This is a genomic window from Halorubrum sp. SS7 (genome assembly GCF_005435055.1).
GTDB classification, from domain to species: Archaea; Halobacteriota; Halobacteria; order Halobacteriales; family Haloferacaceae; genus Halorubrum; species Halorubrum salinarum.
In genome coordinates this window covers 67,135-93,753 of the sequence record NZ_SGXV01000012.1, presented here as the reverse complement: position 1 = coordinate 93,753, position 26,619 = coordinate 67,135, and the positions used below count along the sequence as shown (strand labels likewise).

Here is a 26,619-nt window from a genome sequence, read left to right as displayed (position 1 = left end):
TCCGATAGATGAGTCAGCAGGACCTGACCTACGTCGATCTGTTCGCGGGAGCGGGCGGCCTCTCCGTCGGCCTCGAACGCGCCGGCTTCGAGCTCGTCCACGCCGTCGAAGTCGACGACGACGCCCGCGCCTCGTTCGCGAACAATCGCGAGGGTCTGGAGCCGGATGAGCTGACGCAGGACATCCGTGAGGTCGACAACCAGGATGTCACCGAGGTCGTCGGCCGCGACACCGTCGACCTCGTCGCCGGGGGGCCGCCCTGTCAGGGCTTCTCCGAAGTGGTTAGCCCCGACGGGAGCGACGACCGGAACCACCTCTTCGTGAACTTCATCTCGTGGGTGAACGAGCTCGATCCGAAGGCGGCGCTGTTCGAGAACGTCCGCGGCATGCAAAACACCGCCGACGGGAAGTTCCTCGACGCCGTCGAGGAGTCGTTCGGCGAGATGGGCTACGACGTCAGCTACCGAGTCGTGAAGGCGTCCGACTTCGGGGTCCCGCAGCAGCGCCACCGCCTGCTGGTGCTCGCGACGAAGCGCTCGACCACCGAGTTCCCCTTCGACGGATTCGAGTTGGACCCGATCGAGACGCCCGGCGTGATCGCCGGGATCGGCGACCTCCCAGAGGTCGGGCCTGGTGAGGAAAAGACCGAGTACGACGCCGAGCCGACCACGGTGATTCAGGACGACCTCCGCGGCGACAACACCGAACTTACTCACCACCAGGCCGCGAACCATACCGAGGATATGGTGGAGATGATATCGCACATCTCCGACGGCGGGAACCGGACCGAGATCCCGGACGAACTCCAGCCGTCGTCAGGCTACCACAACTCCTACTCCCGACTCGACTCGCAGGAGCCGGCCGTCGCGATCACCTCGAACATGTCGAAGCCCTCCAGCGCTCGGTGTATCCACCCGTTCCAGCATCGCGGGCTCACGCCGCGCGAGGGGGCGCGGCTACAGACATTCCCGGACTGGTACCGGTTCGACGGCGGGCTCGTCTCAGTCCGAAAGCAGATCGGGAATGCGGTTCCGCCATACCTCGCGGAGTCGGTCGGCTATTACCTCAAGCAGAGTGTCTACAGTCAGACGCTCACTGACGCGGAGCGAGAGCGTATCTACAAGCTTCGGTGCGGGGGGATGGACCTTGCCGAGTTCGAGGACGAAAAAGCTGACATCGGCGGTCACGCACAGCAGGTTACGCTTGACTTCGCCAACTGACTCGTAACTCGATACAAGTGAAAATCACAGCTCTGGAAGTTGTGCTTGTAATGCTTCCCTAACCTTCTCTCTGGCTTCTCGCTCAAACTCTTGATAAGTCTCACCACCTAGCGGTACCTCGACTATCCGCAATTCACTATCTTCCTGTGTGTCATGCTCGTCGTCTGAGAGTCCATAGACGGTTTCGAGGGAACCCCCTTGCTCAGGATAGAATATCACTGAATCCCCTCCCACCTTCCGTTGGTAGCTTGTGACTTGATACAGGTCGTTTCGTGCCGGCGAGTCACTCTCCTTCCACTTTGCGTCGGCAATCCAAACTGGTGTTCCTCGATCCCTGAGGAAAATATCTGGTTGCATTCCTTGTATTCCATCTCCTGATTCGTCCCTCAACAGATGCCCGATGTCCGAATCTGCTTCTGACTCAGGATCTCCATCTCCTTCTGGAATGTAACGAGAGCCATGGACCACGTCAGCGACGAGAGAATAGACTACTTCTTCGAACAATGTCTCTGTGTTGATGAGCAGAGATTCAATCACCTTAGTCTGCTGACCGAAGGTATCGATATAATTCTCGTCGAGGATCTGTTCTGCAAACTTCACCAGCGGCTTGTACCCCTGCGTTTCTCTGGTAAGCGTGACTTCGGATGGATGTGGTGGGGTTAGAGGGAGTGAGACTATCCGTTGAAGATCTCTGATCTGTCGCCTGAGTCTGTCCTCTACTGTAGGTTCCGGAACCTCTTCTGCCAGTTTAACAGCAGCAAATAGAATTAACTGATTGAGAGGAATGTCCGCCGTGAGTTCATCATACTGACTTTCGAAGGAAGTTGCGAACGGCTCCTGACGAGCTAATTGTTTGGTCACCTGAAGCTGACCCTTGACGTGGTCAGTCGCTCGCTGCTTGGGGAGGTATCGTTTGTGGATCCCCCTTCGTAACAGTCGTTTAATCTCTTGCGCGTAGACCTGTCCTACGACTTCAATGAATGACTCTCCAACCGAGAACCCGATCTCTCCTCTACTAGTGACAAGTTCTTCGCTTACCCGACCCGCCTTCGCTAGATAGTATAATAGTTTGAATCCCTCTAGGCTATCTTTGGGGAGTACCTCAAGATACGCTCCACTTGGAAGCCCGATATGTCCAATGTGCTGCTTTATTTTGACTTTTTCAGAGGCAATGGACACACTACTTACATTATCATGCTTATCAAGGGCGGCGTAATCTTCCTCCGTGAGTGCTTGATTGGAGAGGTCCGTCTCTGTCCGCTCCTGTAAAGTAATCACCTCCTCAGTTGATTGAGAATTAGAACTCATTCAGGCGATATTTCGATGTCAAGTTCACCCTGATTGTCAATCACAAAGGTTCTGAGATTTTCTTTGAGTTTTGATGGCGTCATACTCACAACGTCGTTTGTTGACTCATTAATAAAATCAGAATCTCCACGTAAGATACTATCTTCTAGCTGTTGAGTGTCTTCGAAGAAGTACTCTTCCAAGAGCGGTAAGACATCGTACCTCCAGACATCAGTCAGTTCGATATCTCGTGGATCTTCACTATCACTCATCCAGGTATCTGGGTGTAAATACGCGTGACCGATTCGTTTCCCCTTTCCAAGTCCTCGAACAGCAGTGATCCGTTTATTAATGATCTCGAGCGCAAGCACCGATGCTGCTACCATTGCCTCAACGTCCTTCCGACCTGTCTCGACTAGCTCTGCGGCTGTTTCCTTGTCTTCAGGAAACACACTGTGGGAGTCATATAGAGCATCATAATCAGGGCTGAGCGAAATTGAAGCAAAACGTCGTCTCAGAGCGGCATCTAGTTTTGAAATCGATTGATCCGCAGTATTCATCGTCGCGATGATAAATACGTTTTCTGGGATCGTGAATTTAGCCCCAGAGTGAGAGAGGAACCGCTCTTGTCCGCGTTTATCTTTTTCAAGCAGAGTGATGATTTCGCCAAATATTTGCGGAACGTTGCCACGATTAAGCTCATCAATGACGAGCACGTATCGTGGTGGTGTTCGGTTTTCAGGTGTAGCTTCTAAGGCCTGAGCGGCTTCGATACAGATTTCCCGGAAGATCCCCTTCTTCAGTCCATATGGTGAGCCGTTCGATATTTCGGTTCTTTTCTCGTTCTCTTCCGCTGAATCCACAGCAGCTATCCCATTTGACTCCTCCCTATCTCCGGTGATCGTGTATCCCTCTATGAAATCTTCGTACGAGAAGGAAGGATGGAACGTGACGGACTCAGTTTGATACGTTCCTGGATCTGTTCCTGGCTGCTTACCCGTCCACAGCCTCGCAAATCTCTCTGCGAAGAATGTCTTTCCTGTCCCGGGTGGTCCGTACAGGATGACCTGTCTTTTCCTCTCAAGCTGACGGGCCAAGTGACGGGCGAAGTTCCCATCTAACGACCAGTTCTCATACGACCAAAAATCAAACTGGAGTTCGCCTCTTGCTTCTCTAATAAATGCCTCAACTGAGTCGTACTCATATGTGAGAACCTGACTCTGTCTCTGATCGAGTCGACTCCACTGTTGCTTTGGGTGGCTCTCCCAGCCAAAAAGCTCGAATAATTCTTCTTCTGAAACCACGGCATCATATACCTCTTCAAAGTAGATAGCAGTATCAAGAGTTGATATCGGAATATCAACCGTATCCGCTTCTAACACGGTTGTAACGGCCATATATCCTCTGTCCACGTGATGGAACAGAATTACGTCTCCTCTGGTCAGTCCACCAACGGTGTCGAGTTCATTACTGTCACATAGCCAGTATCGAACTGAATTATTCTGATACTCTTCGATGAAGAGGGGATCATCCGACTCAAGAGTTTCGTCGGACTCGACGGTACTTTCGTACCTCTCATCTGTGTTATTGCTTTTTGGCACGTGAACTGAGATTACTTTCTTATTTTTCCGCTCAATAAAAGGAAGAGTAACTGACTGATCCGTATCATCTGATGTAGTCGTCTGCGTCCCGGACTCAGATCCTTCTAAATCAATTTCAACATTCGCTTCCTGAGATGCGTTTTTATGGGGTGTGGAATCATGATCGGATCCGAGGAGGGGCAGAATATCCGGTGTCCCATATTCGTCCTGTAAGTTACTGTATACCTCTTCGCCTTGAGTAGAGAGTGTATATTCGTTAGCAGAATTCAAATCGATTACTCCTGCCAGTCGTAACCAGTCAGCCCGCTGCTTAGCCTGGCTCTTCGACTCCCAATCTAAATCGTATTTCTGGTTTAAGATTGTCTGTAGTTGGCTCACTCGCAACGGAACAGTGGAAACCAGTGCGATCGTGTCATAGAACCCGATGAACGTTTCGCAGAAAGATTTTATTAGTACCATCGGGGTATCAGGGGACCCTTCTCGCTGAAGTTCACTTAGTACCTGTTCACCAGTAGGCCGCAGTTCAATAGTCCGTGAATTTCTGCTAACGCGGACTAAACCCATCATCTCCATTTGCGTGAGCCATGACTGCGGTACTGCCGAGGCCGAATTCACTTCACGTTGATAGCCTGATTGAACCTCTTTAAGCTCTGGACCGTAATTCTCGATTGAAATTAGAAAGTGAGCCAATCTACTGAGCTTCTCTGTTGCTGTCTTGGAGAACAACGTCAGAGAGGATCGCAGATTTTCATCATCCATGATTAATTGGAAATCTAAACTCTATAATAAATTAATTACGGGTACCTGCGAATCTCTCCCACTTTCAGGAATAGGCACGTGATGTAATTTTCAGCATCGGGAACGCAACGTTTCTAAGCGTGTCTGCCAAGTGGACAGTATATTCAGATGAGCAGATGGAGCGACGATCGCGCTGATCACGAGCACGAGGCGATCGAGGCCTTTCTGCGGAGCCACTTCCCGAGTACCTACTTCGAAAATCAATCGGATCTATCCGAATACGACGGCTCAGACAAGGAAATCTCTGACGCGGAGCGTGCGATAATCGAGGCGCTCGTGTCCGAGGCGGAGACGCAGTTCAAATCCTCCAAGGGAACGCTCGGGCTCGCGATCGACTTCGTCGTTCTCGCCGAGGAGTTGGCGGAACACGACGACTGGCTCGCCGGCTTCGACCCGGACATCACCGTCGACGACATCCTCGACCGATACGAGAGTATGGCGAAGTCGTCGTTGACGCTGAAACGCGGCAACACACGGGAAGGGATCCGAACGTTCCACAACGAACTGATCGAACTGTTCCGGGAGGACCTGAACCGAACGAACTTCCCGAGCTCACCGGGTCACCACACCGGCGAGTGGGAACGGTACGACGACATGCTCGAACTCGCGTTCCGGCTCTCCCGCGACGGTCGCTTCGTCGCCGCGCAGGAACTCTTCGATCTCGGGCTGGAGCGATTGGAATCGAGCGAGTACGAACGGCGCGACCCACCGTTCGAAGAGCCGTTCCTGAAGGTACTCCGAGACTACACGCGCAAGGCCCCCAACGAGCAGGGCGGCTCGGCGTACCAGGCCCTCTGCTACGGGTACGTCAAGGCGGAGTGGCCGCACCTCTCCCTCCGCGCGAGCAAGGTTCGAACCGGCTCCTCGCGCCAGCAACGGTACGGGGACATCGACGGCTACCACGGGCCTGACCTCATGATCTCAGTCGAGGTCAAAGACCGCGTCATCGACGAGTCGAACGTCAGCGCTGAGCTCGGCACGATGATGAAAGTCGCACAGAACACGACGGCAATCGCCATCGCGATCTGTACGGAGGTGAGTCAGGGAGCTCGCGAGACGCTCAAAGAGGCGGACGTCCGGGTTCTGGATGACGAAGACCTCGGCCGACTGCTCCGATTCTGGGACTATCATAAGCAGAACCGCGCGCTTCATGGAATGGTCCACTTCTTCGCAAACGTTGAAGAGAACCCCGACGGCGTTCAGCGACTACTGCGGTTTGTTTCGAGCATTGACCCAGACAACCGCGTCCTCGACCACCTCGCTGAATCTGACATACAGATGGGGCTCGATGAAACATGAAGCGGCCAGAGGTTCGAGAGCGGTTCGTTAACCGCGACGCAGATCTCCCTTATGGACTCGAAGTCTCGCAGGTCGTGAACGCGATTGAGAGCTTCTACGAGTACTGGCATGAGGTAAACGAATGGCACCTCGACCAGGGGTACGGACGGTTCCACGAGCAGTTCCGAGCGAACAACGCGATTGGTGGATTCGTCAGCCACCGCCTGACGACCCGATTTAGAGAGGAATCACCGGACTTCGTGCTCAACCGACTCGACGATGGGTACCCAGACTTGCTATACGACGGGACTGACCACGAATGGCCAGACGATTACGCCGTCAAAGACTCTGACAACGGTCCGGGCCTGGAAGTCAAAGCCTCGATGGGCAACACGTTCTACGCGCACCACAATGTTGAGGGGTGGCTCCTTGGAATCCACTATCGAATAAACGCACGGAGCGAATCCCCAACGGACGATGCCCCTTCGCCGGACGACATGCCACCAATTGAGATCACACAGGTCCTGTGTGCGAGCATGGATCACGGAGACTGGGAGTACCGTGACGCTGAGGGCTCAAATCGGACAAACACCAGCGAATTGAAGGCGAAGGTCGGGCTCCACGAGATGCGGAAGAACCCGATCATCGAGATGGAGTCTGCCATAACCGGGGTGGGCGATCTTCTCCAAGAGTACAAGCAGACCCACGCCGAATTCGACCCAGAGTACTCGGTATAACTAAGTGGAAATCTCCACAGCGGCGCAGCACGCACCGAGAAGGAGGCATTGTTTTGCGGGCGATGCTATGCGGCCGAGAACTCTTCGAGCCGCCCGAGCGTCTATCGCACGACCAGGTCACCACGAGGTCGTATACCGGTTTCCCGCGCCGAGCGCGTCAGCCGTGATCTCCGAGGCAGACGTGTCCCAGTAGCCGAGTGGGGGGGAGCCCAAACAGCGCCGCGACGACCGCGACGCCGATAGTGGTGGTTGACAAAACGCCGCAGAAGGTAAGAGCATCGTGCGGGTCATCGTTCCCGAGGATGCCCGTGTCACTGACGAGTTCGATCTCCGGGATCGGTTCCAGCGCGACCTCGATATCGGTTGTGTGATCTCGCTTGTCGAGGACTTCCGTTTCCACGCCGACGAGCACAGTTCGTACTGATGACAGTGTCGATTAGCGGATAAGAGCTGACAACGAGCACCAAATGTGATTGCGGCGTCAGGAAAGGTGAACGCGCAAGTGTATGACTCGGTCTGGTGTGCCGTTTACATTAGTCTATTCCAAGGGCTAGATACAGTAATTTTTGCTGGAAAAGTCAGCTGATTGCCGATGTCGGTAACAACCCTGAAGATCACCTTGCTCGGGTCATGGACGTATTTCAACTCTACCCTGCTGGTCGCGACGACGCGTTTGAGGACTACAAGCAGTTCATCCGAGATGGGCACCCAATTGAGGATATTGAGTCATATCTCAATCAAGAGAGCCATGAACCGTTTCCCACGACATCTGATGTCGATCTCGTCCACATCAGGGGTACCTCACTGGACAGAACGTAGCGGAATGTCGATCGCAACGATATCTCGTTCGTCCACTATGATGGCGCATTCATCGCTAAGCATGAGAGAGTGTTCGAGATCGAGCGGCTTAACCAACAGTATAACCTCCACTGCGAATTTGTTGGGTAAGACTTGGTAACTAGTCAGTACCGCTGTTCGGCTGGTGAGCCATTTCTACTCAATGAACCTGATATCGAGCATTTACCTGCTTATCTTGGCGATAGCGCGGTTGCGTGTGCTCCAGCCCCCCAACCTCCCCCCGCGGTGGACCGTAGAGAATTTACTGAGGGGTTGCCGTACTGCTCACGAGCTAAGCGAACATCCTCCACATCGGAACCTACGTACGTTCACCCGAGTTACCGTTCGACTTCGTTTTCATTGTAATCGATAACTTGGTGTCACCAATTGAAGTTTATTACAGTGTGAGATTTTACTTATATACGAAGTGAGTGCGGCGCAGCGGCTCAGACTGGAATCAATTTTTCCTCGTCAGATAGTCACTGATCCCAGAAGGCTTCGATCCGGTCATCAAGATCAGTAAGCACAGTTGTGAGTACGTCCCGCCAGTCGTCGGGATAATCGGTATCCGCTCCAGGGGTCGATGTATCTGGGGGCGGATGAAAGTGCTTGCGGGTGTTATGATCATTGGGGTGCCGATCCCATCGGCAGTCCCACGAGTTCCCAGTCTGGTACTGCTCAGAATAGTGGATGTTGAAGTCGTCAGTCTCGAACCATCGAATCCGTAGATACGCACGGGTGACCCCGCCTGGATAGAATCCGAGATCGTAGTCAGCGACGACTGCGTTCGGCGCGTATGCTGGTTGTGTCTGGATGTCGTCGAACCGATCGCTCCGAGCGAGATGTGTAGCAATCCGGTCAAGGACCTCTGTATCGATGGGACCGCGACTGGGTGGGTCAGCCGTGTCCTCAGGCATCGACTGGTCCAGGCTTGCTCCCAGCGACTGAATTGTTTCGACGTGCTGCGTCGAGGAGTGCGGCTCGTTGTTCAAGCGTCTCCCACTCAGAAAGCGCTTCCCAGGCTGCCTCAGTGGATAGATTCTGCTCCCGAGTCGCGTCGACGAGTGACACTTTGTCCGGGTGCGTTACATCGAATTGCGCTCTGTAGTCCTCGATCTGGGTGATCGTATCGTCGAGTGCGTCAACGATCTCTTGCTCAGAGTATTCCTCTCGGATCTGGTCGATGCGCCGCCACTGGAAGTACGAGTCGTTGCGCTCATAGCGGACCGGGCGACCGGTGTGCCGGTGAACCATGCCCATCTCGTCGAACCACTCTAAGTAGTCCCGTGCCGTTTCGGTACCGCAATCAGCACGTTTGGCGATCGTCGAAACCTTCGTCGGCGTACGAAGTCCGACGACAACGTCGAGAAGTCGTTCTCGGATTGGTCCGTCCCTGAGCAGTGTGTCGGGTGATTTCAGTTCGTCGAACTCAGGGGGTGATTCCTCGCCGCCGTATACATCGTCGGGGATGTCTGTGAGGTCCATAAGAGGGGCTCCGTAGTGTGACCTACTATGGTTAGCAATTTATATCTGTGGTACACTAAATTATTTCTGCTCTAACACAGCTATCTCTCTCCTCCAAGAAAGATAGTCGTCCGAGATACACAGACTGGAACCAAGTCTGCGCAAGAGGCTCGGTTTCTTGACCGATCAGGTCGGGGTGGTTCCACTGACTGATACAAATACGAGACGCTGACTATAGCCCCTGTGCTGAGCGATCCGGCTTGACCGAATCCGAAAGAAGCTGCGTACGAGGCTCGCGCGCTGTATTCAGCACGAGATGGATAAACCATCAGCTGCTGAGGATTTCAACAGAGCCGTATTTGTTGGAATATCGGGCGCGCTATGGTCAGTGGGTTTTGTCACCGAGTGTCGGATTCATCCCCGCCCTGAAGGGCGGGGCTTTCTCCTTGTACTTCCGTAATCTCCCCGCACCGGCCTCTTTTCTCAAACCCTCTACACCCAAACAGGTAAACCAACTAGGGGCAAACCGCTTGCCAACCACGGAAAGCGGCATCTACCAGTCATGAAACGACCATCTCGACTCCCCGACCCGAGAGAAAAGATATCAGATCATGCCGTTCCAGATTCCATCGAGCACCTCCGCCACGGATTACTCACTTCACGCCCGTACGACGCGATTGCCATCTCAGGCGAGCAGGCACAACAACTCGAAGAGGCAGCCGAGTCGTACTCAGGCCACCTCAACCGTGTCCGACCGTTCGAAGGCGAAGATGGCCTCGAATATGCCGAGGAACTCATCGCGAGTCTTCACAGCGATACGGTCTCTCACTCTCCGATCGCACAGGCACTGAATGTCGCTGAAGACCCCAAGAAATTCAGTTTCGAGCTCCTCCTCGATGACGAGACAGTCCATTTCCACTGGGGGCTCCCGGATAGCATCCAACAACGGGAGTTCCGACAGCAGGTCTCCGGGCTCTACCCGAACTCCGAAATCAAACCCGTCGACTTCGGCAAGTGGTCAGACTCTCGATGATTACGAATACTTCCAACTGTGGAAGTACTGCCGAGAGAATAACCTCGTCCCAGACCACACCCCCATCCCCCTCAAGGGGCTGGTCGGATACGCACTCAAGCACGACTTCTGTGAGCCGGACGACCTCGAACAATTCTCCGACAATTCAAGTGAAAACAACAGCGACGAAAACGACGATGAGGCGGACGATGAGAAGACGGGGAAACGCAATCTGAAGCTCCCCGATGATCAGTACTTCCCAGTTCTCAAAGATATCGAGGATCGGACTGGATACACCCCCGCTCGCCTCAACGACAACGGCCGCTCGGGGGAGGGACAGACCGGCCACGGACAGGAGAGGAACAGCCCCGACGTCGACACCAAAACGGTCGCACTCGAGAGCGCGATCGACAAGTACGGCGGGTGCCTGTTCGGGGACAACTACCCCCACCCGATGAAACAGTTCGCCACCGTGTTCCTCGAGTTCGAAAATGACCCAGTGGTGGACGAGGACGAGTCGGCAGTCACCCCCACGTCTAACATCCGCTCGGCCTACAACGCATGGGCCCAAATCAACCTCCATCAACTTAGTAAAGAATCTGATATGGACCCCGACGATGTCGACCTCAAAACCCACGCGCCGGGTGGTGCTGTCTCGAAGATGAAATCGAAAATCACCCCCGATCCGCCGAGCGAACGCGTCACTCTCGACGAGGGTCGCAAGCGCGTCTGGTTCGGCGTGAGTCTCACCGAGCGTGGAGAAAAACTCGTCGAACTTGAGGACAAATTCCCCCTCGACGAGTAACCAACTGCCTCTCTTTTTCACCTCCGTACCCGCTCGTGTAGCGGGTAGTATCTCGCAAACCTACCACATTCCGGAGTATTCTATCACCCTTGTTTTCACTACTACTCACCGTCGACAGATACCATCCTTTCCGACCAATTGCCCGGCATATTGAGGTAGCACCTCGATGGAGATTCGACCAGATCACCAAGCACTTCTCACCAACTACCCACTAGAATAGAGCCGAGTCGAGCGAGGAGTACGATACACCCATCGCAACACTCTGACCGCCGGAAAAATGACCGGCAAAATCCTCCCAAACACCCCTGTCCAATCGCAAGACGGCGGCGGGTGGACAGGGGTAATCGCCCCAGTGGATATTCGCTCGTATTCACCGAGATCTGCCGATCCCTGATCGAGCCCCGATATCTCACTTTGTTCCATTCTTGTCGAGGCGCAATATGGGTAGTGGCTAAATTCGAAAATAACCATACGGTAGCGGGTGGACAGGGGTGCCCACGATTTTGACGATTCGCGCTAACACCCCTGTCCAATCGCATGACGTGAAGGGGTGGACAGGGGTGTAACTACCGCTAGACCTCACTTTATTTCGCATAAAAGTACCAACTTCTCGATATGCGGGCCAATATTTCTGAAAATAACCACACGTCGCCGTGTTAGCCCCCATATCGACCCTTTACAGGCCCCAAAAATTACCCCCCTGTCCAATCGCATGATGGCGGTACGATCAGTGGGGTTTTCACCAGATTTGACAGTTTGATCTGAATATCAACGTCTCGCACATATGAGCGGCCAACATATCGCCGATATTCTACCCGACAATATCTGACTTTATTTCAGGGGTTTCGGATCACCCCCAGATTTCCCAGCGGCGTCTGCGATATACCGGGTAATACCCCCGTTGGGTGGGGGGTCTTCGGGCCAGAGGGCCAAGAGTAAAGAAGATGATACAGGGTGAGACTCTGAGGAGTCAGCAACAATACCCCCACCACCCCCTCTGAGGGGGTCTGGTATATGGCCATGCCAGAGGGGGAGGTGTGGCTAGTGAGAGAGACAGTCCAGCTGGTCTCTCAGCGGCCGTCTGGCCTCAGTGGTGTCTGGTCGAGACCAGTCGGCGGCCGATACCACTGGCCGCCTCGAGGGGGGAGGCACCACTGGCAGATTTGTCGGGGAGGATTATACATCGAATCCCCGGGTGACCTCCCACGGTCAGCCGGACCGACAGGCAGGGGGACACGGATGCGACTCCCCGGCGGTCGCGACAGCGGTCAGGACTCAGGCCGGTGGCCGTGGGTCACCAACTCGATCTTCGCAACGAGGGTCTAGCGACCCTCGACCCCGACCAAGGTGGCGACGACGATCGCGACGACGACTGGTGGCCCAGCACATGTCGATCCCACCGGCGACGACGTCGCCTCTCAACTGTCTCAGAATCCTGAGAAGTCGGTGGTCGCTGACCACCTCGTCTCACCGACGGTTCGTCCCTCAGGCTTGGCCACGAATCGGCCGGCAATCGACGACAGTGACCACGGGTGATGACGCGGTGGCTATGCGACGACCAGCCAGCTGAGTCGTGGTCAGCCAGTCGGCGATCGGCACTCCGATTCACCACTCAGACGCGGTGGGTGATCCCCGGCTATTGACGACGTCGACGACCACCTTCAGACGACCGGTCGGCCTCGGCTGTCAGCACCTCCAAACGCGGTGGCGACACCACCGCTTTCGAAACCCGAATGCTCCGGTGTTCGAGACCACCGTTCTGTCACCTCAGCGGCGGATGCCTCAGGAAAGTGAAACACCGGTTCGCTGGGTGGACACCCGCGACTCGACTGCGCCACAGACGCGGGGGGACACCGCTTCGAGCTGGAGGGACGGACAGGCAGTCGCGGCGACCGCAGCCGCCCCGTCTCTCTCGGCCGCTCGGGCCTCGCCGCGGTCCTCGTTCCTGCGGTCCTTTCGTCGGCCGGGACGGGCCGAGACGAGCCGTCCCAGCGGGTCCACCCAGCACGTGGACTGCGGCAGAATACCTCAGGAATCGTATGTACAGTTGCGACGCCTCGAGTCACCACACGCCGGTGGCAACGATGGCCCCGCAGACGGTAGGTGGCCACGTGGGCAGTCGGGCCGAACGAGGTCGGCCCTTGGAACGGTGAGACATTGTCACCCCCTGTCGGAGACGAGGTCATTCACCGATGCTACTCCTCATCGCACTCGTGATGAACGCACTGCTCGCTATGGTCATCGCAATCATCGTCAAGCTGGGGATCCGCATCCTGTCGCATTTGTCGACGGAGGCAGCGGCCGCCCCGGAAGACGACTGCTTCTTCTGCTCGTCGGACGACGTCGCCTCTATCCGGTGACGGTATCTTGCGTCAACAACAGTACTCACCCAACAGCTGGCCAAACACCTCGCCAATTCTTATTACCAGTCCTCACAACTCCCTAACAAATGGACTGGGATACGACGATCAATCTCGGCGGGTTTGGCAACTCCGCACAGATGGAGTGGCAAACCGTCAAGAGCTGGAAATCCTTTACAAACTTCTTCGACGAGGCGGTCCACATCGACGCAGTCACCTATTGTGAATCCCCCGAACTGCTCCTGGAACTGTTTGATCAGGAGGGCTCCACGCTGGAGACGATGGACGTCCTGATCGGGGACAAAGATGCGTACCAGTCCGCTGTCGACGATGCCACGGTAGCCCGCCGCCTCGAACGCTACTATGAAGAGGACAAACTAACTGTCAGACTCAAAAACCGGAAAGTCGTCCACTCCAAGCTGTATCGAATCGTTGCGGCCGATGAGACAGTGACGCTCATCGCTGGGAGCGCGAATCTATCCTACAACAGCTGGACAAACCAGACGAACAGCGTTGTCGTGTTCAACACAGAGGTCGGAACTCAACTTGATCAACAGTTTAAACAGTGGATCGAGCACCACCGGGAGGAGTATGCTGATACCATCTTCATGGAGGATCTCGCGGCAGAACTGGAAGACCTCGATGATGAAGAAGAGGTTGAACGCCGGATCGAATTATGGATAGACAACCGTAACACGCAGCTCTCCGAGCAGGGTGAGATCCACTCGAATGTTGGCCAAGAGCTCGAAGCGTTAGGCGATGAGGTAGACCAAGTCGTGAGCGTCACTGATGACCCCGATGAGGCGGATGAGGTCGTCAGCATCGACCCCGAACAGATCGAACCTGAGGATGGTAGCAACGACAACGGTGAGCAGTCAGAGACGGACTCAGCTGAGGGAATTACGGCAGCAAAAACACCCGAGTACTCAATCACCCTCTCAACGCAAGGATACGAAAACGACGGCTACCTCGACCAGATGGAAACCGACCTCAAGCGTCGCGGGGCGGATGTCGGCGCGGACGCCATCACAACACCCGTAGAGGGCTACACCAACTATCTCCAAACGCGGTATGACGTGCCGAAAATGTGGATCGACGAGGAGAACCAGCGCGTCCATCTCCAACACGGTAAACACCACCGTATCCTGACCGCTGACCACGAGCCCGACCCGGACCTCCTTGACGCATCCCTCGAGAACATTGAGAACTACATCAAGACCATCGACCGCTGGGGCGAAACGAACAACCCGAAGGCGGTGAAAGCCCACCTGTACGAGGGCGTGCTCTACGGGCTCTGGGCGCCGTTTGTGAACCTGTACGCGAAGCAGTTCTACGGAAGCGTCACTCTCGATAATGCCCTCCAGTATCTCTACATCTTCGGCGAGTCAGACGCTGGCAAAGACAAATTCACGGAGTTCGTGTTGCGGCTGGTCTCTGACGACCTCGTCCGTGGTGGGGCTGACGCAGACGACGTCGGAAAGAACCAGATCCGGTCGCTACGGAATATCGACACGGTGTTCCCGTACGTCGTCTCAGACATCTCCAAACAGAAAATTGAGCGGATCGATACGCTCCGGAACTTCTGGCAGGACTCGTGGCACCCATCGAATGAGATCGCGTATCCAACGCTCATCTTCACCAGTAACGACTCTCGGCCAAACGATTGGTTCCGAAACCGAGCGAAGATGCTTCATTTCGACGTCGCGTTTCCTTCGAATCCCGAAGACGAGGGGTTCTACAAAGCGCAAGAAGATCTCAATACAATCCTCGACGCTCGCAACCCCATCTTCTCGTACGTGTCACGGCGCATCTTGAGGGATGAGCGGTATCTCGATGCCGGTGGAACTGTCGACGACGTTCGCCAGGTGTTTCTCGAGTTTTACGAGCGTGCTGACCGTGAGGTCCCAAAATTCTTCCCGAAAGAGCCGGCGAACCGGAGATACAACATTGGCAAGCGCAAGTGGAAGCAAGCCTACGAGCGCGGTGACGTAACATTCGATCGGCGCGAAAATCGACTTATTGCTGAATTCGATCTCGAGCCACACGAGCTCTACAGTTATCGCAAGACCCTCCCGACGAAGATGCGGCCCGAAAAGAGCGGTCGGAGCATCATCATCAAGAACCCAGACGGCTTCGAAGAGTGGATTGAGCTTGCTGAGTTGGGAGGAAGCAACGAACAAGCGGGAAGTGAAGGATTTCTGAGCCGCCTATGGGGCTAGATCATTGACGTCAGCTAGATCAAGCGGGTCCGGTTGTAGCACAACTATATGGCTATAATTTGATTTAGAGTGGTCTTCCATCCATCTTATCCAAATTTGTTTATAAGCCGTATGACTAAGCTGCGGCAGAAACTAACTTATTCAAATTGACCTCCTCCCACCCCTGAAGGGGTGGGATTCCCGAGCGTTGGGATATTACGGTTTGCAGTCTCCCTGTTCTCTCGGTGTGAACCGTCCGCTCTCGCGGTCGAACAGGAAGACTCCGGGCTGGGCCAAACAGCCGTTACTCATATCCCCCGTCGGGGGACTCTGAGTTATCTTGCGACGAATATTCACCGCACCGTTCACGTCCGCGTTCATCGCCGTCTCGCACGACGAACAGACGTACAACCCGCGCTCCACCCGGTTCGCATCTCGAATCTGCCCGCAACACGAACACGTCTTCGAGGTGTTCTCCTCGTCCACACGGTCAACGAGAATCCCGTGTTCTTCCGCCTTGTATTCCAGCAGGGTCGTGAACCGGTCGAACTCCCACCCGTGTAACTTCTTGTTCCCCGACGTACCCCAGTTCCGCGAGCCGCCGTTCTCGGCCTTGCGGATGTCGCTGAGGTCGCCAACCGCTATCTTCCCCACACCTTCTTCGACACACCGATGGATGATGTGCTTGCTGAGGGTGTGAAGGAAGTGGTCTTTGCGCCGGGAGAGTTTCTGTTGAGCCTTTCGCGCTCGCTTCGACGGGCCGTTCTCACCTTCTGTCTGGTACTCCTCACGGGTGAAGTAGTGCTTGTCCTCTTTCAGCACGTTCCCCGGATACAACTCGCTCGACCCGTCCTCGTAGTTGATGGCGAGGTAGTTGCTGATGCCAAGGTCGATACCCGCCGTCTTGTCGCCCGGCGCGTCTTCGACGGGAATCTCTTTTTTACAGACGAGGTGGAGTTCCCACTCGTCGCCATTCCAGACGGCACGCACCTGCTGGATGTTCTCGACCCGTACGTCAGGTCGAGTTTCGTACTCGGCGAGGATGAAGTCAGACCGTGACTCTTTCAGGTTCCACCCTTTCGAGAGGCGGACACGGTTGTGTTTGGCGTCGTGTGTGATGCCTTTCTGCTTCCACGTCACGGTGGAACGCGGGTGTCGGTCGCCGCGTTTCCGGTAGCCCGGCGGATTGTTGCCGTCGTCGGAGTTGTACCAGCCGGTGAACGCCTCAGCAAGTTCTTCGAGAACTCGCTGACTTGACTGCGAATGTAGGTCACTGTAGCGTTCGTGGTCTTTCAACACCGACTTCAACTCGGCTTCGTCAGGTATTTCGCCGTCGTCATCCCACCGTTGTTGGATGTAGTAGCGGCCGACGTTCCACAGTTTCGACGCGGAGAACCCGCACTGATCGAAATCGTCACGAACCTGTTGGTGGTTCGTGATGCGTGCGACGTAGGTGCGGGTCGTCTCCAGCATCGACTGTGGTTATAACTAGTTATGAGTAAGAGCATATTAACGACTGTGTTTGGCGTGGAATATCCGGCCGACTGTTCGAGGGTGGTAAGTCACCCAGTTGTCGGCTTCATCCCACGGCTAAAGCCGTGGGTTTTCGCCTCGCACCTTCTATAAGAACAGAGGATTTGCCACCAGATGCCCCGGGGCACTATCAACAGTCGCATCCTCCCCCCTACTATATTCCAGAGAAATTGCCTCTCTCGTCGCCGATCGAGAACGACAAGGATCTCGCGGCGACGAATCAGTGACCCGGCGCTACGGAACTTTGTCCACGATATTGCGCAGGTCATCTTGGCTGGACCAGGCGAAGCATCGGTTGTGGAGTTCGAAGAGGCGGAATTCGTTGAGGTGAACCCAACTGTATGAGACAGGTGCTTGTTCGTCATCCTCTCGTTCCTCTAATCGGTCAATAACATCGGACTTCGTGAGTCTGATGTCGTTCTTATTGGCTGCGGCGAGGAGTGAGTCAAGCTCTTTTTCGGCGGTGGCCTGGTCGAGGTCGTCGTTGAAGTAAATGGTCGCGGCAGCTGCGATGACATCTGCCTCTGTATCGAGGTTCTGGTCAGTCATCCACGTGTAGTCTCGTGGGAGGACGTACGATTTGTCGAAGTATGGTGTCGTGCTGATTTTCCCGAGTTCGGTGACTTCACCGCCAGCATCCTGTTCGTACACGGCGACGATGGTATCAGCGTGCGCGGCGAGGAGGGTGAAACGGATGCGGAAGACTGGGAGCCGATCGATATCCAACTCGGGGAGATCAGCCATCAGGAAGGGGTATGTGCCGATTCGCTTGTCCAATTCGTTCTGGACGATGCGAAGGCGTCGAAGGTACGGGTCACGGTAGCTGCCAAGAATGAAATACGAGTCTTCAGGTGTGTGGAGATGTGGGAGTTCTCGGTTGGCGAACAACAGGATCTCAGAGGTTTCGCGAGGTTCTAATTCGAGCCCTTGGAGCGTGTCGTTCACGCTCTCCATAATCTCTGCCGCGTTTGGAGGCGGGCCGGGGTCAGTCATACTGTGTGCTCCTTGGCGAGTGAACAAATAGGTTACTGACCAGTATGCCTAATACGGTTTTTGACCACATTAGTTGACCCAAAGTATTATTCACGCCGCTGAAGTACTCTCAAGTGAGACCATGAGTGACGCACCTGCCGCAGAGGGTGACGGCCCGTTCGAAGAGCAGCGGCAGATCTACGATCTCCTATCCCAGGAGACGCGGCACTTGATCCTACAGTTCATCCTTGGCCATCCGGAGCATCTCCCGTCGCTCGATGAGTTGGCGTACATGATGCCGAAGAACAAGGCCGCAGTCAGAGATCAGCTGGAGGTTCTCAGTGACAACGATATCATCGAATGTTATCGGTACCCGCCGAATGAGGACGCGCGCGATCTTCCCAGTCAGTTTTACGGTCTGACTGAACACGGAGTTGAGGTTCTCTATGAGTACAATTATCTCCGTGGCCTCCCCGTAGCGCGTGCTCTCTACGATAACACGCGCCTGTCCGAAAAAGCACAACGGCACCGTGACGCGCCGCGCCCGGAACTTCCAGACAAGGTCAGAGGTGCCCTCACGGTTGATGAAGATGACAGCACTGATTTCGACCGCTTGGAGCAACACATCCGGGAGCGAAAGGGGAATACACACAGCGTTGATGATCAGGTCGCCGTCGCAAAGGCATTCTACAACGCGGAGATAGGTCCCGAAAAAGAGGGTATCAAGCGAACTGAGCTGCTGGACTCGCTTGATGTCGACATTGAGTATCAACCGCAGACGGTACTGAATCACCTTGTTGATGCTGAAGTGCTTGCGCAAACCGCTCCTCCCGGGCCGGATGTCTTTGCGATTAGCGAACGGATTGATGAGATTGTGAATGGGCAGGTGACTGAGGAAGCGGAAGCGAACCTGGATGCGCTGATCGCGCACATCGACGATGAAATACAGGTCACAGCGCTTTCTGAGGACGCTGCGGAGCGGGATGGCCCGCAGGCCCGGGTATCAGCGCCGTCTGTCGCGGTCGCTGACGGGGCTGGTCGAACAATTCGGAGTATCCTGGCCGCGGAGTTTGGTATCAAGCCAGAACAGGTTGTCGAGTTTCTTCGGTCTGGCGACGCAGTGGATCGACTCAATACGGCTGTTGAGGTGATTGAGTCCTCTGAAGAGGTCACGAAATCAGAAGATTACGGGCAGATCGTGTTTGTTCGACCGGCGTATCGCTACCGGCTGACTGAACAGGCGATGAATCTCGTCTAAAAGTGGGGCCTGCCGAGGCTTGACCAGACCGTAATTATAAGCCCTGATGGCCGGTGCTATCACCTATACGTCACTTGATTCAAATTCATCATACTGTTGTGGGAACCGTTGACTATTCACGTTCCGGGTGAGGCCGGTCGCATATGGCGATCGATCGTGTGACTGTGTCACTTGATGAAGATGCGAAAGAGGCGCTTGATGATCTCACCGAGCGAACCGGCCACGGACAAAGCGAGCTGTTACGGCGTGCGTTGACCTTCTATGCTGCTAATTACCAAGCTGCGACGACTGACGCGGGGACAAAACTCGGCGATTATCACAAAATGCTCTCGGGTGGTGAACACGTCCTGCTCGATGTCGATTTCCTCCACTGCTTCCTTGATTACGTTTCTGACGCCGACGGCGAACCGGATCCCGACTTCTTGACGAAGGCGGATCAAGTCTCAGAGTATCACGCTCACGAATACGACGGTGAATTTGAGACGCTCGATGAGTTACTTGAGTGGCTTTCACTATGCGGATTTTTGAGTGTTCGTCGTAGTGACGACAACCGGTATCACGTCGTGTTTCCCTCTGATCAGATCCGGTGGTTCATGACTCGGTTTATCGAGCGAAGTGCGGCGAACCTTCCATTCGATCTCGTTATCGAGGAGGGACTCACGAAGGTACTGATCACGGAGATTGAACCCGATAACTGAGGCCGTCTGTTCGCAGCTGGCATTCCCATGTTCGGTTGTGTTCAGTCTTCATACTCATTCATACGATAACATCGATGGGGTGCGCTCAGTGTGAGTTTCTAACAACCACATATTTATATTGAGATATGTATGTCACTCGTAGCCATGTCGAATGATACCACGTTCGCGGAACGAATTAAGCGCCGTCGGTTCGTCCGGCTGAGCGGCGCTGTGGGTGCAGGCGCATTAGCGGGGTGTAGCAGCCAAGAGGAGCTCCAAGGAGACGGTGGTGACGGCGGTGACGGGTCGTCTGATGGCTCCGATTCGGACGATGGCGGAGACGGTGGAGCGTCCGGCGGTGACCCGATTGGTGTCGGGGTCGTCATCCCATTCAGCGGCGATCTCAGTGACTTCGGCCAGCCGATGCTGAACGGGCTACAATTGGCGCTAGAAGACATTAACGCAGCCGGGGGGCCGCTTGGACGGGAGATCGAACTGTTCGATGAGGACTCGGAAACGAACTCGACGGCGGGAGTCAACGCAGCAAACTCTCTCGTCAACACGCAGAACGTGTCCGGGTTGATTGGGGCTGTGTCGAGCGGTGTGACGATCAGTATCGCGCAGTCAGTGACGATTCCGAATGACATCCTACATATCACGTCGGCGTCGTCGTCACCGACAATCAGCACGTTAGACGATGACGACCTCGTGTTCCGGACGCGGACCAATGACCGGTTCGTCGCACAGGTCATGGCGCGGATTATCGAAGAGGAAGGCGCGGACTCTGCGGCGGTGCTCTACATCAACAACGACTTCGGGGCGGCGCTCGCGGATACCTTCGAGGAAACGTTTAGCGGGACGACGACGACCACGGTCGGGTACGAGTCTGGACAGTCCTCGTACCAGCAGGTGTTGTCAGAACTGTACGCCGACGATCCGGAGTTCATCGCGTACGCTGGGTACCCCGAAAGCGGGACCACGATCCTCAATCAGTGGAACGAGGAGGGGTACGGCGGGAACTGGGTGCTCCACACGAGTCTCCTCTCACAGGATTTCCTCAACAATGTCGGCGCAGATATCCTCAACGGGATGTACGGCGTTCGGACGCTCCCGCCGACCGGTGACGCCACAAGCAGTTTCGAAGAAGATTACGCCGACGCGTACCCGGACGCCGACCTGTTCTCGCCGTACTCGTGGAACTCGTACGACGCGCTGATTTCCTACGCGCTCGCGGTCCATCACGCCGGGACGACAGATCCGAACACGGTCAAAGAAAGTATGCGCCCGGTCTCTAATCCCAACGGCGAGACCGTGAGTTACGGGGAGGTCGGTGACGGGTTCGACCTGATCGATGACGGGACGACAATCGATTATTCGGGGCCGAGCGGCCAGGTGAATTACGACGATAACGGTGACGTCGCCAGTGACATGGCGATCGTTCAGGTTCAGGACGGCGAGTTCGTCGATCAGGAAACGATCCCAGCCAGTGACCTGGTCTAATCAGCTTTGCGTCCCGTAACCGCACTACGGGACGCCTGCGATTTATCACCAACTCAATCATGACTAGCAGATATACGCAACAGGTGTATCGGCCTCTCCGCGGTGGGGAAAACCAATGACCAGCGATGATGTCCGTATCGGTGTCGATATTGGTGGCACGTTCACTGATCTCGTAACTGTCTCGGACGGAACGCTTGATGTCACAAAGACGTCTTCGACGCCTGTAGCACCGGAAGACGGTGTGAAAGATGGTCTCGAAAATACGCGTGAGAAAACCGGGGTTCGATTCGATGACGTCGATTTCTTCGCGCACGGCACGACGGTCGCAACGAACGCTGTACTGGAGGAAGACTGGGCGGACACAGCGTTAGTCACGACCGACGGGTTCCGCGACGTGCTCGAAATCGGGCGGCAGGCGCGTCCCGACATCTACGATTTCCAGACGGAGAAACCGGCGACCGTAGTTCCGAGAAACCATCGCTACGAGATTCCTGAGCGGTTGGACGAGCGAGGTGACGTTACGACACCGCTCGATGAAGGGGTCGTTCGTGACATCGCAGCGCAACTCGTGGACGCCGATATTTCGAGCGTTGCGATTAGCCTCCTCTTTTCGTACGAGAACGCCTCGCATGAGCGTCGTATCAAAGAGATTCTAGAGGCAGAGGGGGTTGACGCGTCCTTCTCGCTGTCGAGTGAGGTGCTACCAGAGATCCGCGAGTACGAGCGGACGCTAACAACGGCACTCAACGCGGCGCTAAAACCGGTTATGGACCGGTATCTCGGTAATCTCGAACGCGAGATTGCCGACCTTGGGATACGCCCGGATCTTGAGATCATGCAGTCGAACGGCGGTATCATTACCGCCGACATCGCGCGGACACGCCCGGTCAACACGTTGCTTTCGGGCCCGGCAGCTGGCGTTCAGGGGGCGAGTTACGTCGCTGGGCTCGCCGGCATCGAGAACCTGATTACGATGGATATGGGCGGGACATCGTGCGATGTCTCGCTCGTCGAAGGCGGCGACCCGATGGTTGCCACCGACGTGGAGGTCGGCGAGTACCCGGTTAACGTGCCGATGATCGATATCCATACGGTTGGTGCCGGTGGCGGCTCAATCGCGTGGATCGACGACGGTGACGCGCTTCGCGTCGGGCCGCGGTCTGCTGGTGCGGAACCGGGCCCGATCTGTTATGGTCGCGGCGGCACCAGTCCGACGATCACGGACGCACAACTCCTCTTGGGACGTTTAAACCCTGACGCGTTCCTCTCAGACGAACTGTCGGTCGATGTGGATCGCGTCGAGGAGATTTTTGAGCAGGAACTCGCCGACCCGCTCGGAAAGTCCGTCGAGGACGCCGCACAAGGCGTGCTTGACGTCGCAAATGCCAGCATGGAGCGGGCGTTACGCGTGGTGTCGGTCGAACGCGGGTACGACCCGCGTGACTTCGGGCTTGTCGCATTCGGCGGGGCCGGACCACTCCACGCAACGACACTCGCCGCTGAACTCGATATTCCGCGGGTCCTCATCCCGCGGACCGCGGGCGTGCTCTCCGCGCTCGGGTTGCTGATTAGTGACATTCTGTACGACTACAGTACTTCTCGCGTTCGGAGCTGGGAGAGTGTCGACCCAAGCTCTCTCCAAGCGACCTTTGACGAGTTCGTCGCTCAAGGCCGCGAACAGTTAGCGAACGAGAATTTAGACGAGTCACAGATGCGGTTCGAGCGGTCAGTTGATCTGCGGTACGCTGGGCAGTCGTTCGAACTGTCTGTGCCGGTTCCTGACGGAACACTTGACTCGCAGAGTAAAGCCACGATCCGAGATCGGTTCCACACCAAGCATCAGCAGCGCTACGGACACGCATACGACGACGAGCCGATTGAGTTGGTCACCCTCCGCACTCGCGCCCGCGGTGTCGTCGAAACGCCAAACCTACAGCACGACGCGGAGACGGGGGATGTCGCAGACGCAATCATCGAGGAGCGACCGGTTCACTTCGACGGCGCGGTACGTGATACGCGCGTCTACCAGCGTGAGCAGCTACCAGCCGCCGGCAGTTTCACCGGACCGGCGATAGTGGAAGGTGCGGAGAGTACAGTCGTCGTTCGCCCGGAACAGTCCGTCCAGGTAGACGAGTACGGCAGTCTCATCGTGGAGGTTCAATCATGAGTGACACCTCAGACATCGACTCGGTAACGCTAGAAGTGACGCGGAACGCGGCCGCGGCAGTCTGCGAAGAAATGAATGCGAATCTGATTCGGACGGGGTACTCCCCGAATATCAAGGAACGGCGGGACTGCTCGTGTGCCCTGTTCGACGCAGACGCTGAGATGATCGCGCAGGCGGAGAACATGCCCGTCCACCTCGGTTCGATGCCGTTCTCGGTTCGGGCTGCCATTGACCGGTTCCCGCGCGCGTCCTTAGACCCTGGTGATGCGATCCTGCTCAACGATCCGTTCTACGGCGGGGCACATCTTCCGGATCTCACGCTCGTCACACCAGTGTATCATGACAACGAGATTATCGCATTCACCGCAAATCGCGCGCACCACGCGGACGTTGGCGGGTCACACGCCGGAAGTGTGTCCGCGGATTCGACCGAAATCTATCAGGAGGGGATCAGGATTCCGCCGGTGAAACTCTTTGAAAAAGGCGAACCGAACGACGCCGTCTTCGAGATGATCCTCTCGAACGTCCGGACCCCGGACGAACGTCGCGGCGACCTCAGAGCGCAGGAGGCCGCAAACGAGACTGGGCGGCGGCGGTTCGGTGATCTCGCGGAACGATACGGAGCTGACAAACTGGAAGTCGCGCTCGAAGAAATCAAAAACTACTCCGAACGCCGTATGCGGTCGGAGATTGAGTCGCTGCCCAACGGTGAATACTCGTTTGAGGACGTGCTTGATGATGACGGCGCTGGGAACGTCGACCTCCCCATCGAAGTTACACTGACGGTTGACGGCGATGAGATCCTCGTCGATTTCGCTGGCACCGCAGATCAAACTGCCGGCCCGGTCAACGCGGTGTTCGCCGTGACTGCGTCGGCGACGTACTACGCGGTGCGATGCGTGACCGACCCTGAGATCCCGCCGAACCACGGATGCTACCGCCCGATTACGATCGAAGCACCAGAGGGAAGTATCGTAAATCCGAGTCCGCCCGCAGCTGTCGTCGGTGGGAATCTGGAGACATCACAACGCGTGACGGACGTTGTGCTTGGGGCGTTTGCTGAGGTCGTCCCTGAGAAGGTCGTCGCAGGGTCGCAAGGGACGATGAACAACGTCACGTTCGGTGGAGAGGATCCCCGTTCGGGCGAAGCATACGCGTTCTACGAGACTCAAGGCGGCGGGTTCGGGGGACGGGCCGGAAAAGACGGGCTGGACGGCGTTCATGTTCACATGTCGAACACGATGAACACGCCCGCGGAAGTGCTCGAAACCGCGTACCCGCTCCGGATTTCCAGATACGAACTTCGAGAGGATTCGAGCGGGGCGGGCGAGTTCCGGGGTGGGCTCGGCCTACGTCGTGATATCACCGTCAGAGATCACACGGCGACGTTTAGCCTCCTCGCAGACAGGCAGACACACCGTCCGTACGGGCTGCTGGGCGGCGACGACGGCGAATCCGGGAGCGCAGTCCGTATTGACCCTGACGGCGAGACGGAGCGGCTGCCGCAGAAATCCACTCACTCGCTGCCTCCGGGGACGACGGTGAGTATTCGGACGCCCGGAGCTGGTGGGTACGGCGATCCGACCGCCCGGTCGAAGACCGCAATCGAACGGGACCTCCGAACGGAGAAGCTCTCGGTCGAGCGAGCCCGAGACACGTACGGGGATTCAATTATTAATGATATTACAGAATCAGGTACTGACTCCGTGAGCGACGGTGAGCAATCCAATGAATGAGTCAGACCGATTCCCCGCTCGGCCTGCGGATTGCGCCTCACCTCGCCGTTGTGAGCATGGGCTACGTGATGTTCGGGTACGCCGGAGTTCCGGACTTCTACCTAAATCAGTACGACATCAGCTACGCGTCGTTCGGCCTCATGCTCTCAGCAACGCTACTCCCGTTCGTCTTGGTGCAGTGGCCGGCAAGCAGACTCGTAGAGCGAACGACGACGACCCGATTACTGATCACCGGGACAGTCATCCAAGCTGGGCTCGCGGTGACTGTGGACTTCGCTCCGACATTTCCGGTGGTTCTCGGTCTCCGGTTCTTGTGGGGTGTCGCTGCTGGGCTGGTTCTCAGTGTCGGCGCCACACACGTCGCCCGTCTCTACAGGGGGGACGCAGCGAGCCGACAGCAAGGCGTGTACGGCGGGATGCTGACGTTCGGTGGAGCGTTCGGCTTCTTGATCACGCCGCGGCTCGTGACCGCGACGAACGGCATCGGCATCCACGGGCTCGGGGCTCTCATTGCGATTCCCGCCGTCGTGACACTGTATCTCAATCGAACCGATCGATTAACGGCTCCGTCGGAAAGGGTGTCCGATGCCGCCAGCGGATCGGTACTCACAAATCCGGTCGTCGTGCTCGCGTCGGTTTGCTACGTCGCCGCAATCGGATCGTATCTGACGCTCTCGGCGTTTATCACCTCCTATTTCGAAGATGTAGGGATTCTCGGGCCGTTGAATGCGCTCGTTCTCGGGGTCGCAACCCTGGGGCGGGCGGCCGGCGGGAGCGCTGTCCTCAGCTTTCGGGTAACGGATCCGAAAATCATCGCGGGCGCGTCGACAGTCGCCGTGTTCGGGTTCGGCACCCTCGCCGTAGCCCCTTCGGGTCCGCTTCGCGTCGGACTGCCGCTGCTCGTCATGCTGGCGGTATCGATCCCCTTCGGCGCGATATACAATGTCGCCGCGGATGCAACAGCCACCGAGGGCAGCGCGCTAGCGATGGTTATCGCGGTCGGCAATCTCGTCGCGCTTGTGTTACCAGTTGTCACCGGCTCAATCCGGGACGCCACTGGGAGTTACGAGGGGGCATTTTTGATACTGGTCGGACTGAATGTACTCGCAATCGGTGCAGCGGTCCTCATTACACGAACACACCAATGACACGACACTCGTCATCACACAGGAGTCGTCC

The 26,619-nt window shown here is 56.2% G+C and carries 20 protein-coding genes; 12 read left to right on the top strand and 8 right to left on the bottom strand.

What is annotated here, in order from left to right; genetic code table 11:
* Positions 1-8: 8 nt before the first annotated feature.
* Positions 9-1,220, top strand: a complete 1,212-nt coding sequence (locus EXE44_RS12065) for a DNA cytosine methyltransferase (protein WP_137717332.1) — start codon at positions 9-11, stop codon at positions 1,218-1,220.
* A gap of 24 nt (positions 1,221-1,244) precedes the next feature.
* On the opposite strand, the gene EXE44_RS12060 is transcribed toward EXE44_RS12065, so the two are convergent.
* Together EXE44_RS12060 and EXE44_RS12055 are read right to left on the bottom strand one after the other, a co-directional pair.
* Positions 1,245-2,528, bottom strand: a complete 1,284-nt coding sequence (locus tag EXE44_RS12060; RefSeq protein WP_137717331.1) for an McrC family protein — start codon at positions 2,526-2,528, stop codon at positions 1,245-1,247.
* Positions 2,525-4,867 (bottom strand): McrB family protein, encoded by a 2,343-nt coding sequence (locus tag EXE44_RS12055; protein WP_137717330.1) that lies wholly within the window; start codon positions 4,865-4,867, stop codon positions 2,525-2,527. Before EXE44_RS12055 ends, EXE44_RS12060 begins: the two co-directional genes overlap by 4 nt.
* 147 nt (positions 4,868-5,014) lie before the next feature.
* On the opposite strand from EXE44_RS12055, the gene EXE44_RS12050 reads away from it, so the two are divergent.
* Both EXE44_RS12050 and EXE44_RS12045 read left to right on the top strand, forming a co-directional pair.
* Positions 5,015-6,205 (top strand): hypothetical protein, encoded by a 1,191-nt coding sequence (locus EXE44_RS12050; protein WP_137717329.1) that lies wholly within the window; start codon positions 5,015-5,017, stop codon positions 6,203-6,205.
* Positions 6,202-6,921, top strand: a complete 720-nt coding sequence (locus EXE44_RS12045) for a hypothetical protein (RefSeq protein WP_137717328.1) — start codon at positions 6,202-6,204, stop codon at positions 6,919-6,921. The genes EXE44_RS12050 and EXE44_RS12045 overlap by 4 nt, the downstream gene beginning before the upstream one ends.
* A gap of 157 nt (positions 6,922-7,078) precedes the next feature.
* On the opposite strand, the gene EXE44_RS12040 is transcribed toward EXE44_RS12045, so the two are convergent.
* The 4 genes from EXE44_RS12040 to EXE44_RS12020 all read right to left on the bottom strand — a co-directional run bounded on the left by EXE44_RS12040 (position 7,079) and on the right by EXE44_RS12020 (position 10,135).
* A complete protein-coding gene (locus tag EXE44_RS12040; RefSeq protein ID WP_137706922.1) occupies positions 7,079-7,333 on the bottom strand; it encodes a hypothetical protein in 255 nt (84 codons plus the stop codon).
* 904 nt (positions 7,334-8,237) lie between these two features.
* Positions 8,238-8,675 carry a hypothetical protein gene (locus EXE44_RS12030; RefSeq protein ID WP_137717327.1) on the bottom strand — a complete coding sequence of 146 codons (438 nt, stop codon included), beginning with the start codon at positions 8,673-8,675 and terminating at the stop codon, positions 8,238-8,240.
* Positions 8,668-9,243, bottom strand: a complete 576-nt coding sequence (locus tag EXE44_RS12025; RefSeq protein ID WP_137717326.1) for a hypothetical protein — start codon at positions 9,241-9,243, stop codon at positions 8,668-8,670. Before EXE44_RS12025 ends, EXE44_RS12030 begins: the two co-directional genes overlap by 8 nt.
* Before the next feature lie 709 nt (positions 9,244-9,952).
* Positions 9,953-10,135, bottom strand: a complete 183-nt coding sequence (locus tag EXE44_RS12020; RefSeq protein WP_137717325.1) for a hypothetical protein — start codon at positions 10,133-10,135, stop codon at positions 9,953-9,955.
* Here EXE44_RS12020 and EXE44_RS12015 point away from each other — a divergent pair.
* The 3 genes from EXE44_RS12015 (at position 10,119) to EXE44_RS12010 (ending at position 15,618) form a co-directional block, all read left to right on the top strand.
* Entirely contained in the window at positions 10,119-11,039 is a 921-nt protein-coding gene (locus EXE44_RS12015; RefSeq protein ID WP_137717324.1) for a hypothetical protein, read from the top strand. The two genes, EXE44_RS12020 and EXE44_RS12015, sit on opposite strands and share 17 nt — an antisense overlap.
* A 2,192-nt stretch (positions 11,040-13,231) precedes the next feature.
* Positions 13,232-13,399 (top strand): hypothetical protein, encoded by a 168-nt coding sequence (locus EXE44_RS20245; RefSeq protein ID WP_158293458.1) that lies wholly within the window; start codon positions 13,232-13,234, stop codon positions 13,397-13,399.
* A gap of 89 nt (positions 13,400-13,488) precedes the next feature.
* On the top strand, positions 13,489-15,618 hold the full coding sequence (locus EXE44_RS12010; protein ID WP_137717323.1) for a phospholipase D-like domain-containing protein: 2,130 nt from the start codon (positions 13,489-13,491) through the stop codon (positions 15,616-15,618).
* A 195-nt stretch (positions 15,619-15,813) separates the two neighbouring features.
* Here EXE44_RS12010 and EXE44_RS12005 read toward each other — a convergent pair whose 3' ends face one another.
* Both EXE44_RS12005 and EXE44_RS12000 read right to left on the bottom strand, forming a co-directional pair.
* Positions 15,814-17,070, bottom strand: a complete 1,257-nt coding sequence (locus EXE44_RS12005) for an RNA-guided endonuclease TnpB family protein (protein ID WP_137717322.1) — start codon at positions 17,068-17,070, stop codon at positions 15,814-15,816.
* A gap of 294 nt (positions 17,071-17,364) precedes the next feature.
* The gene (locus tag EXE44_RS12000) at positions 17,365-18,123 is read right to left on the bottom strand and encodes a hypothetical protein (RefSeq protein ID WP_137706908.1); all 759 of its coding nucleotides are present in this window, start codon (positions 18,121-18,123) and stop codon (positions 17,365-17,367) included.
* 121 nt (positions 18,124-18,244) lie between these two features.
* Between EXE44_RS12000 and EXE44_RS11995 the strand changes: the two genes are divergently transcribed.
* The 6 genes from EXE44_RS11995 to EXE44_RS11970 all read left to right on the top strand — a co-directional run bounded on the left by EXE44_RS11995 (position 18,245) and on the right by EXE44_RS11970 (position 26,588).
* A complete protein-coding gene (locus EXE44_RS11995) occupies positions 18,245-19,360 on the top strand; it encodes a hypothetical protein (RefSeq protein WP_137717321.1) in 1,116 nt (371 codons plus the stop codon).
* A gap of 143 nt (positions 19,361-19,503) precedes the next feature.
* On the top strand, positions 19,504-20,058 hold the full coding sequence (locus tag EXE44_RS11990; protein ID WP_137717320.1) for a ribbon-helix-helix protein, CopG family: 555 nt from the start codon (positions 19,504-19,506) through the stop codon (positions 20,056-20,058).
* 144 nt (positions 20,059-20,202) lie between these two features.
* Entirely contained in the window at positions 20,203-21,537 is a 1,335-nt protein-coding gene (locus EXE44_RS11985) for an ABC transporter substrate-binding protein (RefSeq protein ID WP_241991830.1), read from the top strand.
* A 115-nt stretch (positions 21,538-21,652) separates the two neighbouring features.
* Positions 21,653-23,704, top strand: a complete 2,052-nt coding sequence (locus EXE44_RS11980; RefSeq protein ID WP_137717319.1) for a hydantoinase/oxoprolinase family protein — start codon at positions 21,653-21,655, stop codon at positions 23,702-23,704.
* Complete coding sequence (locus tag EXE44_RS11975) at positions 23,701-25,440, top strand: hydantoinase B/oxoprolinase family protein (protein ID WP_137717318.1); 1,740 nt, start codon at positions 23,701-23,703, stop codon at positions 25,438-25,440. Before EXE44_RS11980 ends, EXE44_RS11975 begins: the two co-directional genes overlap by 4 nt.
* Complete coding sequence (locus EXE44_RS11970) at positions 25,437-26,588, top strand: nitrate/nitrite transporter (protein ID WP_199241210.1); 1,152 nt, start codon at positions 25,437-25,439, stop codon at positions 26,586-26,588. The genes EXE44_RS11975 and EXE44_RS11970 overlap by 4 nt, the downstream gene beginning before the upstream one ends.
* Positions 26,589-26,619 lie beyond the last annotated feature (31 nt).

Coding starts and splice junctions, on each gene's coding strand:
- EXE44_RS12005 (WP_137717322.1), bottom strand. CDS start 17,070: ATGCTGGAGACGACCCGCACCTACGTCGCACGCATCACGAACCACCAA.
- EXE44_RS12010 (WP_137717323.1), top strand. CDS start 13,489: ATGGACTGGGATACGACGATCAATCTCGGCGGGTTTGGCAACTCCGCA.
- EXE44_RS12025 (WP_137717326.1), bottom strand. CDS start 9,243: ATGGACCTCACAGACATCCCCGACGATGTATACGGCGGCGAGGAATCA.
- EXE44_RS12045 (WP_137717328.1), top strand. CDS start 6,202: ATGAAGCGGCCAGAGGTTCGAGAGCGGTTCGTTAACCGCGACGCAGAT.
- EXE44_RS12050 (WP_137717329.1), top strand. CDS start 5,015: ATGAGCAGATGGAGCGACGATCGCGCTGATCACGAGCACGAGGCGATC.
- EXE44_RS11985 (WP_241991830.1), top strand. CDS start 20,203: ATGTCGAATGATACCACGTTCGCGGAACGAATTAAGCGCCGTCGGTTC.
- EXE44_RS11980 (WP_137717319.1), top strand. CDS start 21,653: ATGACCAGCGATGATGTCCGTATCGGTGTCGATATTGGTGGCACGTTC.
- EXE44_RS20245 (WP_158293458.1), top strand. CDS start 13,232: ATGCTACTCCTCATCGCACTCGTGATGAACGCACTGCTCGCTATGGTC.
- EXE44_RS12020 (WP_137717325.1), bottom strand. CDS start 10,135: ATGGACTGTCTCGTCATCGAGGAGGAGCTCGAAACTGAATTTCTTGGG.
- EXE44_RS12060 (WP_137717331.1), bottom strand. CDS start 2,528: ATGAGTTCTAATTCTCAATCAACTGAGGAGGTGATTACTTTACAGGAG.
- EXE44_RS12030 (WP_137717327.1), bottom strand. CDS start 8,675: ATGCCTGAGGACACGGCTGACCCACCCAGTCGCGGTCCCATCGATACA.
- EXE44_RS11975 (WP_137717318.1), top strand. CDS start 23,701: ATGAGTGACACCTCAGACATCGACTCGGTAACGCTAGAAGTGACGCGG.
- EXE44_RS11970 (WP_199241210.1), top strand. CDS start 25,437: ATGAGTCAGACCGATTCCCCGCTCGGCCTGCGGATTGCGCCTCACCTC.
- EXE44_RS11995 (WP_137717321.1), top strand. CDS start 18,245: ATGAGTGACGCACCTGCCGCAGAGGGTGACGGCCCGTTCGAAGAGCAG.
- EXE44_RS11990 (WP_137717320.1), top strand. CDS start 19,504: ATGGCGATCGATCGTGTGACTGTGTCACTTGATGAAGATGCGAAAGAG.
- EXE44_RS12055 (WP_137717330.1), bottom strand. CDS start 4,867: ATGGATGATGAAAATCTGCGATCCTCTCTGACGTTGTTCTCCAAGACA.
- EXE44_RS12015 (WP_137717324.1), top strand. CDS start 10,119: ATGACGAGACAGTCCATTTCCACTGGGGGCTCCCGGATAGCATCCAAC.
- EXE44_RS12065 (WP_137717332.1), top strand. CDS start 9: ATGAGTCAGCAGGACCTGACCTACGTCGATCTGTTCGCGGGAGCGGGC.
- EXE44_RS12000 (WP_137706908.1), bottom strand. CDS start 18,123: ATGACTGACCCCGGCCCGCCTCCAAACGCGGCAGAGATTATGGAGAGC.